This is a genomic window from Streptomyces sp. NPDC050658 (assembly GCF_044457025.1).
GTDB lineage: Bacteria > Actinomycetota > Actinomycetes > Streptomycetales > Streptomycetaceae > Streptomyces.
In genome coordinates, this window is record NZ_JBITGM010000021.1 from 1 (window position 1) to 15,317 (window position 15,317).

Below are 15,317 nucleotides of genomic sequence, written 5' to 3' on the forward strand. Positions count from 1 at the left end.
CTGTGGGAGAGTAGGACGCCGCCGAACTATTTTTGAATGGAGACCCCCGCACCGGGATACGGTGCGGGGGTTTTCTGCGTTTAGGGTCGCCATATCCGAACCGTTGTATCCGAACCACTATTCCGGCCGCACCAGCTTCGTGTCGTACGCCAGAATGACCGCCTGCACCCGGTCCCTCGCCCCCGTCTTCGCGAGAATGCGGCCCACATGGGTCTTCACCGTCGACTCGGCGAGATGCAGTCGCCCGGCGATTTCCGCGTTCGTCCAGCCCTGGCCGATGACCGTGAGGATCTCCAGTTCCCGCTCGGTGAGGGACGACAGACGGGGATGGCGGGTCGGGTCCGTGCCGTCCGTTCCTGTGCGGACCGGGAGCTGGTCGGCGTATGCGTCCAGGAGCCGGCGGGTCAGGCTGGGGGCGACGACCGCGTCTCCCGTAGCGACTGCGCGGATGCCGGAGAGGAGTTCCTCCGGGAGGGCGTCCTTGATGAGGAAACCCGATGCGCCGGCGCGCAGGCCCGCGTACGCGTACTCGTCCAAATCGAAGGTGGTCAGGATCAGTACGCGGGTGCGGTCGCCGGCCGCCACGATGCGACGCGTGGCCTCGATGCCGTCGAGGCCGGGCATGCGGATGTCCATCAGGGCGACGTCCGGGTGGAGTTCGGCGGTCATACGGATCGCCTCGCTGCCGTTTCCCGCCTCGCCCACCACCCTCATGTCGTCCTGGCTCTCCAGGAGCATGCGGAAGCCGAAGCGTTGCATCGGCTGGTCGTCGACGATGAGCACGGTCGTCACTGGGCGGATTCCTCGGGGAGACGGAGTTCTACGTGCCAGCCGCCCGGTGGGTGCGGCCGGGGGCCTGCCTCAAGTGTCCCGTTGTAGAGGGCCGTTCGCTCGCGCATTCCGGTGAGACCCCGGCCGCCGGAGTCCAGCCCCGGTGAGCTGCCGCCAGTGCCAGTGCCAGTGCCCGTGCCCGTGCCCGTGGCAGTCCCAGTGCCGACGCCCGTATCCGTCACCGCCACCCGCACCCCACCCCCGTCCCCGTACTCGACGTCGACCGTCGCCGTTGCCTCCGGGCCGCCGTGCTTGAGCGTGTTCGTGAGGGCCTCCTGCACCACCCGGTACACCGCGAGTTGCCGCCCGGGCGAGAGCGAGTCGGCCCGGCCGCGCACCGTGCTGCGTACAGGAAGGCCCGCGGACCGTACGCCGGCGATGAGTTGGTCCAGGTCGGTGAGGGCGGGCTGCGGGGAGAGCTCGGCGGCCCCGGCATCCGACTCCTCCTCCCGCAGTACGTCGAGCAGGCGGCGCAGTTCCGTCAGGGCCTGGCGGCTGGTGCTGCCGATGGCGGTGAGCGCCTGGGCCGCGCGCTCCGGGGACTTGGCGGCGGCGTACGAACCGCCGTCGGCCAGGGTGGTGATGACGGAGAGGTTGTGGCCGATGATGTCGTGCATCTCGCGGGCGATGCGGCTGCGTTCGGCATGGGTGGCGAGCTGCGCCTGCTGGTCCCGTTCGACCTCAAGCTGGCGGGCGCGCTGCACCAGCGAGGCCGTGTAGTCCTGCCGGGTGCGGACCGCGATGCCGAGCAGGGCGACGATCGCGAAGCTCATCATCGTAGGGATGACCTGCTGGTCCCAACTGCCCTGCGGATAGCGGAGATGGCCCGTCACGAAGGGCACCAGGAGCAGTCCGTACGTCCATGCCAGCGTCCGCAGCGGGCAGCGCATCGCGATGTTGAAGAGGACGATGAGCATCGTCAGCGAGGCCTGCATGACGGCGCCGGTCCAGTAGTTGGCGAGCATCGCCACGTACATGACCGTGTAGACCGCGAGCGGATGTGTGCGGCGCCAGAGGAGCGGCACCGAGGCAGCCAGAGTGATCGTGAGCAGCAGCCAGGGTGCGACGTCCTCGTTCTGCGCGATGTTGCGCCAGCCGTCGCCGAGCAGGTCGACGAGCGCGGCGAACACGAAGAACCCGGCCAGGTGCAGGTCCCAGGGCAGCGGGTGGCGCCGGTCGAAGGAGCGGACCCATTGGAGGCCGCGTTCGACGTGCCGGGTCAGCGGTTGGGCGCCCGCGGACCAGTCGCGGTCCGGGGCGCCCTTGCCGTCGTCGTGCCGGGTTGTCCGTGGCTTCACGGATTCATCCTCGTACGGAAGGGATTCATCCTCGTACGGAATGGAGGCGGGGGAAGGAAGAGTGGGTTCATACGTCACGCCGCTTCAGCAGATACGCCGCTCCCGCCAGGGACGCCACCGCCCACGCGCACAGGGTCAGCAGGCCCATGCCGGGGGAGAGGTCGCCGGGGGCGGTGTGCAGGGCGGCGAGGGACTCGGCGGCCGGCAGCGGGAAGTAGTTGAGGACGTCCTGCACGGTGTCGCCGGGGATCGCCGTGGCGAGCTGGGGAAGGAGGATCAGTCCGCCTACGTACGCGCTGATGGCGCCCGGGATGCTGCGCAGCATCGAGCCGAGGCCGAGCACGATGAGGCCGATCAGGGTGGTCCCGGCGGCGGATCCCGCCAGGGCGCGGGCGATGCCGGGGTCGCCGAGGGACGCTTCCAGGTCGGTGCCCTCCAGGAAGGGCTGGGCCAGCGGGAACGCGAGGAAGTTGGTGACCAGGAGCGTGCCGAGGGCGATCGTGCCGTAGACGGCGGTCTTGGCGCGGAGCACCGGCACGCGGCGCGGTACCGCGGTCATCGTGGCCCGCACCATGCCCGTGGAGTACTCGCCCGCGGTGATCAGGATGCCCAGGACCGCGATGGCGACCTGGCCGATCTGGGTGCCGAGCAGGGTGTACGTGACGGGGTCGAGGTCGTTGTCGGAGGACGGGGAGTAGGACGCGGCGAGGATCATGGCGAGTACGACGGTGAAGACGCTCGCCAGTGTCAGCGTGATCCACGTCGAGCGGAGCGTCCACAGCTTGTGCCATTCGGAGCGGAGGATGCCGCGCGAGGTGAGGCGGTAGGGGGACCTGAGGGTGGACCTGAGGGTGGTGGTCGCGGTGGTCATGCCGCTGCTCCTTCCTTGATGTCGGCCTGCTCGTTGTTCTCGGCGGCCGGTCCGTCGACCGACGCCACGTACTCGACCGAGTCGCGCGTCAGGTCCATGAACGCCTGCTCCAACGAGGCGGCGTGCGGGGTCAGTTCATGCAGCGTGATGCCGTTGCGCGCGGCCGTGTCGCCGATGTGCACGGCGTCCGTGCCGCGTACGTCGAGGACGCCCGCCGTGTCGCTCGTGATCCGTACGTCGGGTGCGGCGAGCAGTTCGCCGAGCCGGCCCGCGTCGGGCGTGACGACCTTGACGGAGCCGGTGCCGGAGTCCCGTACGAAGGCCTCGACGGTGGTGTCCGCGAGGAGCCGGCCGCGGCCGATGATGATCAGGTGCTCGGCGGTCAGCGCCATCTCGCTCATGAGGTGCGATGAGACCAGGACCGTACGGCCCTCCGCGGCAAGGGACTTGAGGAGGTTGCGGATCCACAGGACGCCCTCGGGGTCGAGGCCGTTGACCGGCTCGTCGAGGATGATCGTGGCCGGGTCGCCGAGCAGCGCGGCCGCGATGCCGAGCCGCTGGCCCATGCCGAGCGAGAAGCCCTTCACGCGCTTGCGGGCGACTTCGCGTACGCCGACGAGGTCGAGGACCGCGTCGACACGGCTGCGCGGGATGCCGTGGGTGTGCGCGAGGGCCATGAGGTGGTGGAAGGCGGTGCGGCCGGGATGCACGGACCGCGCCTCCAGGAGCGCGCCCACCTCGTGCAGGGGCGCGGGGTGCGCCGCGTACGCGCGGTCGCCGATGGTGGCGCGGCCGCGGGTGGGGGCGTCGAGGCCGAGGAGCATCCGCAGGGTGGTGGACTTGCCGGCGCCGTTGGGGCCGAGGAATCCGGTGACGGTGCCGGGCCTGACCGTGAAGGTCAGGTCCTCCACGACGGTCTTTTCGCCGTAGCGCTTGGTCAGTTCGTATGCCCGAATCATGTCCTTGATGCTGGCGTCCGCGGGGGCGCGGGGCGTCGGACCTGGGGCGGGATGTGGGCGGTGGGGGTAGTACCGGGGTACGACCTCGACCCTGAGCCAACCGGCCGGCTAGTCCTGTAGTTCCGCGTGCGGCCAGCGGGTGCGGGCCTGTTCGCGGGAGCGCAGGAGGGCCAGCGTGGGCAGACCGCGGTCGGCGCCGGTGGACAGGAGTTCCGGGAGCTGGGGGAGCGGGGCCACGGCCGCGACGTCGTCGAGGACCAGCGTCATTGGTGGGTCGAGCCGACCGGAGGATGACCGTTCGGCCATGCGCCGGCCGTGCTCGACCACGCTTGCGGCGAGAGCCGTCAGGAACGGCATCGCGCCGGGTCCATGGGGTGACTTGGGGTCCTCGATGGCTTCACCCACCACGAAAAGCGTGCCCCCTTCATCGATGAAGGAATCCAGCGTGAGGGCATCAGTTCGGTTTGGGGCGCAGGATTCTCGTACGTTGACGGTGAAGAGAGAGGAGAGTGCACGGGCGGTCAACTCCTGGGCCATGTCCCGGCGTTCGGGGTACGCGGTGAGCGCGGCCTCCAGTTCGCCGGCTGCGCCGGAGGCGGCCTTGGGGTGGGCGCGGAGGACGCGTACGGCGTCCTGGACCTGGTTCCCCTGGGCCCAGCGGTGGACGTGCTTGATGGGGCGGCCGTCGACCGCGGCGGCGTGCAGGAAGCTGCGGAGGAGGGTTTCCGCGGTGTCGGCCACCGCGCCGTCCAGTTTGGCGCTGGGCCTTATGGGGGCGAGCAGGGCGGTGGCTCTGTGGGCCGCGGTTTCCTTGTCCTCGCAGTTGCTGGTGGGGGACCAGTGCATTCTTGCGGGGGTGTCGCAGCGGTGGGTGGGGTCGTAGACCAGGACCGGACCCAGCTTGGATCTTGCGTCCTTGGTTTCTTCCCAGAGGGTGGGGTCGGAGGTGATGACCAGGGCGGCGGATTCGGCGTCCTGGATTGCTTGGAGGGAGTGGGCTCGGCGGGTTTCCTTGGGGCCGAGGACGAGGGGGGTGCGGGGAGTTGGGACGGTGCTCGGGGTTGGCGGGGTGCCGTCCCCTGTGTCTTGCTCGACGCCCGTTTCATCGGCGCCCGGCGCTTGGGGCTGTGCCCACCCTTCCCCAAGCTCTCGGCTCCGCTCGACCAGGGGAGGCCCCACTCGCCCTGCGGAACGCCTGCCCACAGCCGGCGTGGGGGTGGGGGTGAGGGTGGGCTCGTCCTCCTCGTCCCGCTCTGCGGAACGCCTGCGCGCAGCAGGGACGGCCGGCTGTGTCCTCCGGGCCCTCCGCACCGCCCGCCACCGCGCAAACGTCCCCATCACGAAGATCGTCAGGACGACCAGGACCATGAACTGGCCGATCAGGAGGCCCCAGAACAGGCCGTACCCCGACAGCTGGGCGCTCGGGGTCTCCGGCCACGCGCCCGCGATGTCGTGCGGCTGCTGGACCAGGTGGCGGACCGCGGGGGGCGTATGGCCGAAGGTCACGTTGTCCGGCCAGGAGCCGTGGGCGAAGAAGCCCGCGAGGCCCGTGCCCGACCAGACCAGGACCGTCATGCCGAGGATGAAGGCGAGGCCGCCGACGAGGAGTCCGTCGGGGATGCCGCGTTCGCGGGACTCGCGGCGCCCGCCCCGGTCGCGGTAGTCGGGTTCAGGCTCGCGGTATCCCATGGCTCATGCCACCCCGGAACGTGACGACGAGGGACCGTTCATCTGCTGCTCCATGTACGCCGCCCGCTCCTCCGCCTCCAGTTCGGCGGCCCGCAGCGGGTCGTCGTCCGGGAGGTCCGCAGAGGATTCCGTCATGGCCCGGTCGGTGAAGACCAGGGGCCGTTCCGTCTCGGTGATCAGATGCTTGACCACCTGGACGTTGCCGTTGACGTCCCACACCGCGATACCCGGCGTGAGCGTCGGGATGATCTCGACCGCCCACCGTGGCAGGCCGAGCACCCGCCCCGTCGCCCTCGCCTCGTCCGCCTTCTGGGCGTAGATCGTCCTGGTGGAGGCCATCTTGAGGATGGCCGCGGCCTCCTTGGCCGCCGCTCCGTCCACCACGTCGGACAAGTGGTGGACCACCGCCACGAACGACAGACCGAGCCGTCGGCCGAACTTCAGCAGGCGCTGGAACAGCTGCGCCACGAAGGGCGAGTTGATGATGTGCCACGCCTCTTCCACCAGGAAGATGCGCTTCTTGCGGTCGGGCCGGATCCAGGTGTGCTCCAGCCATACGCCGACGATCGCCATCAGGATCGGCATGGCGATGGAGTTCCGGTCGATGTGGGAGAGGTCGAAGACGATCAGGGGGGCATCGAGATCGATTCCCACCGTCGTCGGGCCGTCGAACATGCCCCGGAGGTCACCGTCGACAAGGCGGTCCAGCACAAGCGCGACGTCCAGACCCCACGCCCGTACGTCGTCTATGGCCACGTTCATGGCCTCGGCCGACTCCGGCTCCGGGTGCCGCAGCTGCTCGACGATGTCCGTGAGGACCGGCTGCCGCTCGACGATCGTCTCGTTCACATACGCGTGGGCGACCTTCAGGGCGAAGCCCGAGCGCTCGTCCAGGCCGTGCCCCATCGCGACCTCGATGATGGTCCGGAGCAGCGCGAGCTGCCCGGTGGTCGTGATCGCCGGGTCGAGCGGGTTGAGGCGGATGCCCATGTCCAGGGCGGCCGTCGGGTCGAGGCGGATGGGGGTTATCCCCAGCTCCTGGGCGATGAGGTTCCATTCGCCCACCCCGTCCTCGCCCTGCGCGTCGAGGACGACGACCTGCCGGTCCTTGAAGCGCAGCTGCCGCAGGACGTACGTCTTCTCCAGCGCCGACTTGCCGTTGCCGGACTCGCCGAGCACCAGCCAGTGCGGGGCCGGGAGCTGCTGTCCGTACAGCTGGAAGGGGTCGTAGATGTACCCCTTGCCGGAGTACACCTCGCGCCCGATGATCACGCCCGAGTCGCCGAGGCCCGGCGCGGCCGTCGGCAGATAGACCGCCTGGGCCTGCCCCGTCGACGTACGCACGGGGAGTCTGGTCGTCTCGACCTTCCCGAAGAGGAAGGACGTGAAGGAGTCGGTGAGGATGGTCAGCGGATCCCGCATGGTGGCAGCCCTCGCCTCTAGCGTCGGATGCCGGTCGCGAACGGCAGCGTGTTGACGAAGGCCCTGTGGTGCTCGCGGTCGCACCACTCCAGCTTCAGATACGACTTGCCGGCGGAGGCCCTGATGGTGCGCTTGTCGCGCGCGAGGGCCTCCGGGGAGCGGGAGGAGACCGTGATGTAGCCGACGAGGTTGACGCCCGCCGCGCCGCTCGCCAGGTCCTCGCCGCGCTGGTCGAGGCGGGAGTGCGAGGCGATGTCGCGCGGGTCGACCGTGCGGTTCAGCTTGGCCTGGCGGCTGGCCTCCGCCTCGTCGTTGGTCTTCTCCGTCAGCATGCGCTCGATGGCGACCTCGGTGGGTTCGAGGTCCATCGTCACGGCGACCGTCCGGATGACGTCCGGGGTGTGGACGAGCAGCGGCGCGAGGAAGTTGACCCCCACGGGCGTCATCGGCCACTCCTTCACCCATGCCGTGGCGTGGCACCAGGGGGCGCGGGTGGAGGACTCGCGGGTCTTGGCCTGGAGGTAGGTGGGCTCCATGGCGTCGAGCTCGGCGGGCCAGGCGTTGCGCTTCGTCATCGCCTGGATGTGGTCGATGGGGTGGTCCGGGTCGTACATGGAGTGGACCAGGGACGCGAGGCGGCCCTGCCCGAGGGGCTGGCGCACCCGGATGTCGGCTTCCTGAAGCCGCGAGCAGATGTCCGTCAGCTCACGCGCCATGACGACGGCGAGTCCGGCGTCCTTGTCGAGCTTCCGGCCGCCGTGCGGGCGGGCCGCGCGGGCCATCGCCTGGGCCTCGGCGGCGAGGTCGCGTGAGTAGTGCATGCAGGCGACGAGATACGCCCGGTGCTGCTCGCTGCTGGTGGAGACCATCGACTGGAGCTGGTCGTACGACTGCTGCAGCCAGGGCAGCGCGCGGTCGTCGCCGCGCTGGCTGACGTCCTTGGCGTGCGCGTCGGGGTCGGCGGGCAGAGTGCGGGCCAGCATCTGAAGCCGGGTCACGAACCCGTCCCCGTTGGCGACATGCTTGAGCAGCGTCCCGAACCGGTCGACGAGGGCCTCCTGGTCCTCGCTGTCGCGCAGGCCGACGCCAGGACCCTCGATCTCGATGGCGGCAGTGACGGTCCTGCGGTCGGCGTGCAGCAGTACGGCGATCTCGTCGGGCCCGAAGGGCGCGGCGAGCCAGCTGATGCGCCCGATGCCGGGCGGCGGGCCGACCTCGACCTCCTTGCCGTCGAAGCGGACGCCCGCTTCGGGGGCGGCGGAGCGATAGGCGGTCCCGCGCTTGAGCGACCGCTTGTAACTGCGATTGATCTCGAACCACTTAAAGAACGTCCGCCCCTTGTACGGGACGTAGACCGCCGCGATGGCCAGCATCGGGAAGCCCATGAGCAGCACGATGCGCAGGGAGAGGACGGGGACGAGGAGTCCGCACATCATCCCGAGGAAGGCCCCCGCGATGATCAGCGCGATCTCTCCGGTCTCCCGGTTCTTGCCGACGATCGCGTTCGGCCGCGCACGGCCGATGAGATATGTGCGGCGGGGCGCGACCGGCTGGGACACGTGGGACTGGGTGGTCATGAACGCCCTTCACCTCCTGAGCGGTTGTTGCGTGAGCTGCTTCCTGATCCGCCTGTTCCGCCGCCTGAGCCGCGGTTGCGCGCGTGCGGGGTGCTGGTCGCGCTGTTGCGGGGAGCGGGTGCGGCGGAGGGGACAGATCCGCCGCCGTTCGAGGAGCCGCCGCCTCCGCCTGAGGAGCTGCGGCTGCTGTGGGCGGCCATGCCGCCGCTCGCGGCGTTGGCGGGCTGCGCCTGGCTGCCGCCGCCTCCGCCGCTGCCACGGGAGCTGTGGGTCTTGATGCCCTGGGAGACGAGGGACGCGGGGGAGCTGATGACGGCGGCGGCCTTGTTCTCGGCGCCGCGCATGATCCGGTTGTTCCGCGAATTGGCGATCTCGTCCCCGAAGCCCGGGACGAACCGGTAGATCATGGCGCTCGCGAAGATGGCGAGCAGGATGATCGAGAGTCCGGAGACGACGGCGGAGAAGGAGTCGGGCCCGTCATCGGCGGAGAGCGCCCCGGCGAGGCCGAGGACAATCACGATGATGGGTTTGACCAGGATCACCGCGATCATGATCCCCGCCCAGCGGCGGACGTGCGTCCACAGGTTCTTGTCGACGAGCCCCGCGTAGACGACGGTGCCGAGCAGCGCGCCGACGTACAACAGCGCGGCGCGCAGCACGAGCTCCAGCCACAGCACGCCCGCGGCGAGGATCGACACCAGCGAGACGACGATCAGCATGATCGGCCCGCCGCCGATGTCCTCGCCCTTCTTCAGCGCCCCGGAGAACGTCCCGAAGAACGTGTCCGTCTGACCGCCCGTCGTCTTCGCGATGACGTCCGTGATGCCGTCCGTCGCGGATACGACGGTGTAGAGGATCAGCGGCGTGAACGCGGAGGCGAGCACCGTCAGCCACAGGAAGCCGATGGCTTCGGAGAGGGCGGTGTGCAGGGGGACGCCGCGTACGGCGCGCTTCGCCACCGCGAGGAGCCAGAGGAGGAGGGTGAGGACGGTCGACGCGGCGAAGACGACGGCGTACTGCTGGAGGAAGTTCGGGTTCGTGAAGTCGACCTCGGCGGTCTCCTTCACGGCGGAGGACAGCTTGTCCACGGTCCAGGATGCGGCGTCCGCGCAGCCCTTCGCGAGGGAGGAGAGGGGGTCGAGGTTGGAGCTGATGGGGTCGTCGGTGGGGTACTTGCCGTCACCGCCGGCGCTGCCGCCGTCTTGGCCTTTTTCGCAGTACTCCTTGGCAGGGCCCCGGATCAGATCGCAGGGATCGTCGTCCTTGGGTTCGGGCGCGGCGAAGGCCTGCGCCGCGAACAGCACGGTTGCGGTCTGCACAGTCGTGACGGCTGCTGCGAGCGTGAGGGTGCGGCGGCGATTGCTAACGGGCATAGGTGAACCCTCCGTACTCCTCCACAGCCTTCGCCATGTCGTCGGCTGTTGAGGCCCTCTGGTCACGCCCGACGGGGACGGGCCCGTCCTTCTGCTTGAAGTCGGCGACCTTCCAGTCGCCACCGACCCACCGCAGCTCGTACGTGTTCGTGTACCAGCTCTCGGATACGGGGTTCTTGGCGCTCTCCCCGGCGAGGCCGAAGAGCGAGGAGTACCAGATCTCCACCGTCGCGGAGTCGCCGCTGAGCTTCGTGGCCTTGGTGCCCACGGGGATGATCCGTGAGACGAACGTCGTGCCGCTCGGCGCGCTGCCGTCGGGGTTCAGGCCGATGCCGGTCAGGAACTCCTTGCCGGAGTACACCTTGTCCAGCGAACCCTGCCGCTGAGCGGCGACTTCCGGCGTGTACACGGTGTCGACGATGGTGTGGCGCAGGTCGGTCTTGAACATGTCCGCCGAGCCGAGCGCCACCGCGTAGTTCGCCGCAGCCGACTGCGCCCCCTGCTCACTCTTCGCGAACCCCGAAGGAATCCCCGACGTCTTCCCATCGACAGGCCGCTCCCCGGAGGGGGCCGTCGCCGCCGCCCCCGCCTTCTTGCCGTCCCCGTCCCCTGAAGAGGAATCGTCGTCGCTCCGGTTGGCAAATGCGATCGCCGCAACCAGCAGCACGACCACCCCCACCACCGTCACCAGACTCCGTGACGAGGATCGGGAAGAACGGCCGGATCTGCGCGCCCCCCCGTACACGTCATGGCCGCCCCCCTCGCCCTCGGGGAGCCGCGTCCGCGTCTCGCCCGATCCGCCGAAGAGGCCGTCGTTCCGCTCGTCGTCGGGACTCATGCCGCGTACGCCCCCTCAACCTCTCGGTGAACCGCCACGTACGACGGTAGCCGTGCTGGTTCCCGCGCGGGCGCGGTGTGGTGACTCGACATCAGGGAGTTGCAACCTCAGCCGGTGGGCACGACGGATGGGTGGTGTGGAGGGGGACAGGGAGAGGGGACGTGGGGACGAGGCCTGAGGGAGGGGAAGAGGCGGCTAGACCGCCATCCCGTACACGATGGTGAAGACCGTGCCGAGTGAGCCGATGATGAACACGCCGGTCAGGCCCGCGATGATCAGCCCCTTGCCCTGCTCCGCGCTGAACGTGTCGCGCAGGGCCGTCGCGCCGATGCGCTGTTTGGCCGCGCCCCAGATCGCAATGCCGAGGCAGAGGAGGATGGCGATCGCCATCACGACCTCGATCATCACCCGCGCCTCGTTGCCCAGGCTCCCGAAGGGCCCCCAGTCGGGGGCGATCCCGCCGATGATGGTGGTGATGTCGCCCTTTTCGGCTGCCATAAGCATGTGTAACTCACCGCCCCTAGTGGGTTGTTCTGTCACCTCTGCCTACCGCAGTACAGAGGACAGCTCATTCTCGCCGACAAACGGGCCAGTGCATGTCGACTTGGCGTCATTCGTTGGCTGAAACGTATGGTCACTCTGTGTATCACGCTGGGTGACGCCGGGCAATGACGGCCCGGCGTGCCCTCTGACCAGGTCTCACATCATCGGTCACGTACGGCCGTCGGGGCCAACCGGGTCCGACAGGTGGTCCTCCCGGCGCTAAAGCCCCACAAGCCCCACAAGCCCTACAGGTCCTCCAGGCCGTCGAGGTCGTCGAGGCCGTCGAGGTCGTCCAGGTCCCCCAGACCCCCGCCGCCCGTCACGACGTACGAGCAGTCGGTGTACCGGTAGCCGGGCTGCACCTTGCTGCCCTCGGTGTTGTTGCGGACGCTGCCGACGCCGCTGGAGCCGCGCTTGTAGAGGAAGTGGTAGTCGCCGGGCGGCAGGCGCAGGGTCTTCTTCGGGTAGCCGTTGCCCGCGAGGCAGGCCTTCTTCCCCTGGGCCTTGGTCGGGTACGTCTTGCAGCCGCCGCACGACTTCAGCTTGAGGGTGCCGGTGGTGGGCCCGGTGTAGAGGACCTCCAGCTCGCCGGGGCCGCCGTTCTCGACGACGTACTGGAGCCTCGACCCGCCCGGACTCTTCGTCGGCGGGAGGCTGCGGCCGGCCTGCGGGCGGGCGGCGGCGATCTCGGCGGCGATGGCGATCTGCTTGGCGCGGTCGCGCTTGCCGTTGCCCCGGTAGGTGTCGGCGAAGTCGTTGAGGGTCTTCGCGGACTCGCCGAACCTGCCGTCCTCGAATTCGTCGACCCCGCAGGCGTACGTACCGGACTCGACGGCGCTGTCGGCGTCGCCGGAGAGTGTGCTGCCCGCGTCGTCGGGGAGGGCCTCGGCGGTGGAGCCGATGCTGCGGAGCTCGTCGGTGGCCTTGCAGGGGTCGGAGCCCTTCAGGTCCGCCGCGCGCCGGTCGATGGCGTCGCGGATGGCGGGCTCGACCTTCCCGGCCTGGTCGGAGTCGGGGAAGGTGCGCAGCAGCTCGCCGAACTCGTCGCTGCCGCCCGATCCTGTGCCGAGGCCCTGGGCGCCGCATTCGTACAGCGAGGTGGCGAGCCGGTCGTCGGGCCAGGTGGCGAGGGCGCCGAGGCGGTCCTTGCCGAGGTCGTCGGGGAGGGTTCGGAGGTACTTGAGGGGTTCGAGGGCGTCGCAGTACTCGCGCTTCTCGTAGGGCGTGGCGACGGTCTCGTAGTACGTCTTCAGGCTGTCCGGGAGGCGTTCGGCGGCCTTGGAGCCGGGGTGGTCGTCGCCGAGGTCGCGGTAGACGGCGAGGGCGGAGCGGTAGTCGTCCTCGGCGGAGCCGAAGGGGCGGCCGTCGGCGGCCGCGACCTTCCTGTCGGCCTTGTCGAGCCGGTCGAGCAGCATCTCCTCGACGGCGTCGTCACGGGCGGCGTCGTAGGCGACGACGCCGCCGGCCGGTACGGCGAGCAGGACCAGGCCGAGCCCGACGGCGAGCGGTGCGCGCAGCGGCCAGTGCCGGTGAGTCCGCAGGGCGCGGCGGGCTCCGTCGGCGGCGGCGAGGACCAGGAAGGCGACGTAGCCGATGACTACGCCGCCGGGGACGCCGTCGACATCTGCGGGCAGCGCCACGAAGAGGAGCGCGGCGGTCGCGGCCCAGCAGAGGGCGGCGGGCAGCCACCGCTTCAGCAGGACGTAGCCGAGGCCGAGGCCGCTGAGGTTGAGCAGGGCGGTGGAGAGGGCGTGGAGGGCGTCGGGTGGGGGCGGTGGGGGTGCCGGGGGTGCGAGGGGTGCGAGGGGTGGTGGTGGGCCGATGGTGGGTGGGGCTGGGGGAGGCGGGGGCGGGGGCGGAGGTGTGGCGGGTGGCGGCGGGCCGAACTGGCCTGGTACGGCGTCGTGCTGGCCCTGTTGGTCCTGCTGGCTCTGTTCGCCCTGCCGGTCGTGCTGGTCCCCAGGTTGCATTTCGGCTCCCCCCAGCCGTGCATGCAGGGCGTTGATTTACGCCCAATTCCCCTACGATCGGGGAAAGTTGGACACCCGTCAACCGCGCCGGCCGAGCGCTTTCGCCCGCGTGTGGGACCAGCCGGTCAGGAGGACGCCGGCGGCGAGGGCGACGACGTACGCGGCCATGAGGACCGGGAAGTCGCCGGGGAGCCAGCCGAGCATGCCGTCGTAGTCGTGGTCGAGGAACAGTCGGATGCCGCCCTGCGCGGAGAAACACATCAGAACCGCGCCGACGATCTGCAGGAAGTCGAATTTCACGTTACGAACGTATCAGCGAGGGTGACGGAATTCCCTTTGCTGAAGCCTTGAACTCTCTATTACGTCACACATTCTAAGTTCTATAGTGGGGGATGTGCGTGACGAAAAGATGGCTCCTGGCGAGGCCCGAGGCGGGGCCCGCGGCAAGACCCGCTGCACCCTCTGCCGTACCGAGATGAGCCCCGCGGGCAAGCGTGGCCGCCCCGCCCTCTACTGCTCCCGCAGCTGTCAGGCGAGGGCGTACCGGCGCCGCAAGCTGCCCCCCGAGCCGGCGGCCGAGCGCCCCGCGCCCACGCCGACGAGCGTGCGGTCGGACAAGCGGCGCCGCCAGATCGCGGAGGCGGTCTGGCGCATCGCGGCCGAGCGGGGTCTCGACGCTGCGAGCATGCGGGAGATCGCGGCGGAGGCGGGGGTGTCGCTGCGCGTGGTGCAGTACCACTTCGGCAGCAAGCACCAACTCCTGGTCGCCGCCCTGCACATGCTGCACGGCGAGAACGAACGCCTGGCCCGCACCCGCATCCGCTTCGACCCGGCGGACCTGCGCGGAGTGCTCCGGGGACTGCTCGACGAGTTCCTCCCCCTGGACGCCCAACGGACCATGGCGCTGCGGGTGTTCTCCGCGTACTACGCCCGCAGCCTCACCGACCCCGCCATCGCGGCGGTCTTCCTGAGCGACGACCACCCCCTGGAGGACCTGGTCGCCGACTTCATCGCGACGGCACAGGCGGACGGGCAGACGGCACCGTCCCTGAACGCGCGACGCGAGGCGGATCTGCTGGTGGCGGGGGCGGTGGGGCTCGGGGGCGACGTGCTCCACGGGCGGCGCACGCTGGAGGACGTACGCGAGACGCTGGACTACCACCTGGCGAAGATCTTCAGCCCGGCCGCCGCCTAGCCGCGGCTCGGTCTTCGGGAGTACGCCGCCGGGCCGACCGGGGTTGGGGCCGCGGCCCGATCACCTTTCCCCCAGGGCTGGTTAGCGTCGCTGCCATGCGAATTGGACTGCTGGGTACCGGAAATGTGGCGCGCGCACTGGCGACCGGCTGGAGCGCGGCGGGGCACGACGTCGTACTGGGATCGCGTTCGCCCGAGGAGCGGGGTGCGGCCGGGGAGCTGGCGGGGTTCGCCGTCGTCGGGGTCGGGGAGGCCGCCGCGCACGGCGAGGTGGTGGTGAACGCGACGCCGGGTACGGCCTCGATGGACGTACTGAAGGAGATCGGCGGGGCCGCGATCGCCGGGAAGGTGCTGGTCGACATCGGTGTCGGCTTCATCGGGGACATGGACCTCTCGCACCCCAACCACAGCCTGAGCGAGGAGATTCAGGCGGCCTATCCCGAGACGCGGGTGGTCAAGACGCTCGCCACAGTGGACTCGGTCGTGATGACGGCCCCGGAGAGCCTGGAGGGGCCGAGCACGGTCTTCCTCTCGGGCGAGGACGACGCCGCCAAGGGCACGACGCGGGGGCTGCTGGGCGACCTGGGGTGGCCCGATGCCTCCCAGCTCGATCTGGGAGGCATCAGGACGGCGCGGGGTCAGGAGCACTTCGCGCTGCTCTTCATCGGCATCGCGCAGTCCATCGGGTCGTACGAGTTCGGCATCCGGGTGGTGCCTCAGCGGGCCGCCTCTTAGCGAGGTGGCGGGGCGGC

At 70.0% G+C, this 15,317-nt stretch carries 14 protein-coding genes; 2 read left to right on the forward strand and 12 right to left on the reverse strand.

Features of this window, described 5'->3' with window-relative positions:
- Window positions 1-117: 117 nt before the first annotated feature.
- From ACIBKX_RS39870 to ACIBKX_RS39925, 12 genes are all read right to left on the reverse strand, one after another.
- The gene (locus tag ACIBKX_RS39870; protein WP_363277530.1) at window positions 118-792 is read right to left on the reverse strand and encodes a response regulator transcription factor; all 675 of its coding nucleotides are present in this window, start codon (window positions 790-792) and stop codon (window positions 118-120) included.
- Entirely contained in the window at window positions 789-2,129 is a 1,341-nt protein-coding gene (locus tag ACIBKX_RS39875) for a histidine kinase (RefSeq protein ID WP_363277529.1), read from the reverse strand. Before ACIBKX_RS39875 ends, ACIBKX_RS39870 begins: the two co-directional genes overlap by 4 nt.
- A gap of 67 nt (window positions 2,130-2,196) precedes the next feature.
- Window positions 2,197-3,000, reverse strand: a complete 804-nt coding sequence (locus ACIBKX_RS39880; RefSeq protein WP_363277528.1) for an ABC transporter permease — start codon at window positions 2,998-3,000, stop codon at window positions 2,197-2,199.
- On the reverse strand, window positions 2,997-3,959 hold the full coding sequence (locus tag ACIBKX_RS39885) for an ATP-binding cassette domain-containing protein (RefSeq protein ID WP_363277527.1): 963 nt from the start codon (window positions 3,957-3,959) through the stop codon (window positions 2,997-2,999). Before ACIBKX_RS39885 ends, ACIBKX_RS39880 begins: the two co-directional genes overlap by 4 nt.
- A gap of 108 nt (window positions 3,960-4,067) precedes the next feature.
- Entirely contained in the window at window positions 4,068-5,648 is a 1,581-nt protein-coding gene (locus ACIBKX_RS39890; RefSeq protein ID WP_363277526.1) for a type IV secretory system conjugative DNA transfer family protein, read from the reverse strand.
- A gap of 3 nt (window positions 5,649-5,651) precedes the next feature.
- Window positions 5,652-7,070, reverse strand: a complete 1,419-nt coding sequence (locus tag ACIBKX_RS39895; RefSeq protein ID WP_363277525.1) for an ATP-binding protein — start codon at window positions 7,068-7,070, stop codon at window positions 5,652-5,654.
- Between the two features lie 17 nt (window positions 7,071-7,087).
- A complete protein-coding gene (locus tag ACIBKX_RS39900; protein ID WP_363277524.1) occupies window positions 7,088-8,647 on the reverse strand; it encodes an SCO6880 family protein in 1,560 nt (519 codons plus the stop codon).
- Window positions 8,644-10,020 carry a hypothetical protein gene (locus tag ACIBKX_RS39905; RefSeq protein ID WP_363277523.1) on the reverse strand — a complete coding sequence of 459 codons (1,377 nt, stop codon included), beginning with the start codon at window positions 10,018-10,020 and terminating at the stop codon, window positions 8,644-8,646. The genes ACIBKX_RS39900 and ACIBKX_RS39905 overlap by 4 nt, the downstream gene beginning before the upstream one ends.
- Entirely contained in the window at window positions 10,010-10,858 is an 849-nt protein-coding gene (locus ACIBKX_RS39910; RefSeq protein ID WP_363277522.1) for a hypothetical protein, read from the reverse strand. Before ACIBKX_RS39910 ends, ACIBKX_RS39905 begins: the two co-directional genes overlap by 11 nt.
- A 195-nt stretch (window positions 10,859-11,053) precedes the next feature.
- Window positions 11,054-11,362, reverse strand: a complete 309-nt coding sequence (locus tag ACIBKX_RS39915) for a hypothetical protein (protein ID WP_160505898.1) — start codon at window positions 11,360-11,362, stop codon at window positions 11,054-11,056.
- Window positions 11,363-11,646: 284 nt separating this feature from the next.
- Complete coding sequence (locus ACIBKX_RS39920; protein WP_363277521.1) at window positions 11,647-13,371, reverse strand: hypothetical protein; 1,725 nt, start codon at window positions 13,369-13,371, stop codon at window positions 11,647-11,649.
- Between the two features lie 78 nt (window positions 13,372-13,449).
- Entirely contained in the window at window positions 13,450-13,671 is a 222-nt protein-coding gene (locus ACIBKX_RS39925) for a hypothetical protein (RefSeq protein ID WP_363277520.1), read from the reverse strand.
- A 94-nt stretch (window positions 13,672-13,765) separates the two neighbouring features.
- Between ACIBKX_RS39925 and ACIBKX_RS39930 the strand changes: the two genes are divergently transcribed.
- Both ACIBKX_RS39930 and ACIBKX_RS39935 read left to right on the forward strand, forming a co-directional pair.
- Window positions 13,766-14,566, forward strand: coding sequence for a TetR/AcrR family transcriptional regulator (locus ACIBKX_RS39930; protein WP_363277519.1), 801 nt, complete (start codon window positions 13,766-13,768; stop codon window positions 14,564-14,566).
- 95 nt (window positions 14,567-14,661) lie between these two features.
- Window positions 14,662-15,300 carry an NAD(P)-binding domain-containing protein gene (locus tag ACIBKX_RS39935; RefSeq protein ID WP_363277518.1) on the forward strand — a complete coding sequence of 213 codons (639 nt, stop codon included), beginning with the start codon at window positions 14,662-14,664 and terminating at the stop codon, window positions 15,298-15,300.
- Window positions 15,301-15,317: the final 17 nt, after the last annotated feature.

Bases quoted from the DNA above. Each gene is read 5' to 3' on its own strand.
- ACIBKX_RS39880 (WP_363277528.1), bottom strand. From the start codon at position 3,000: ATGACCACCGCGACCACCACCCTCAGGTCCACCCTCAGGTCCCCCTAC.
- ACIBKX_RS39885 (WP_363277527.1), bottom strand. From the start codon at position 3,959: ATGATTCGGGCATACGAACTGACCAAGCGCTACGGCGAAAAGACCGTC.
- ACIBKX_RS39890 (WP_363277526.1), bottom strand. From the start codon at position 5,648: ATGGGATACCGCGAGCCTGAACCCGACTACCGCGACCGGGGCGGGCGC.
- ACIBKX_RS39895 (WP_363277525.1), bottom strand. From the start codon at position 7,070: ATGCGGGATCCGCTGACCATCCTCACCGACTCCTTCACGTCCTTCCTC.
- ACIBKX_RS39900 (WP_363277524.1), bottom strand. From the start codon at position 8,647: ATGACCACCCAGTCCCACGTGTCCCAGCCGGTCGCGCCCCGCCGCACA.
- ACIBKX_RS39905 (WP_363277523.1), bottom strand. From the start codon at position 10,020: ATGCCCGTTAGCAATCGCCGCCGCACCCTCACGCTCGCAGCAGCCGTC.
- ACIBKX_RS39910 (WP_363277522.1), bottom strand. From the start codon at position 10,858: ATGAGTCCCGACGACGAGCGGAACGACGGCCTCTTCGGCGGATCGGGC.
- ACIBKX_RS39915 (WP_160505898.1), bottom strand. From the start codon at position 11,362: ATGCTTATGGCAGCCGAAAAGGGCGACATCACCACCATCATCGGCGGG.
- ACIBKX_RS39920 (WP_363277521.1), bottom strand. From the start codon at position 13,371: ATGCAACCTGGGGACCAGCACGACCGGCAGGGCGAACAGAGCCAGCAG.
- ACIBKX_RS39935 (WP_363277518.1), top strand. From the start codon at position 14,662: ATGCGAATTGGACTGCTGGGTACCGGAAATGTGGCGCGCGCACTGGCG.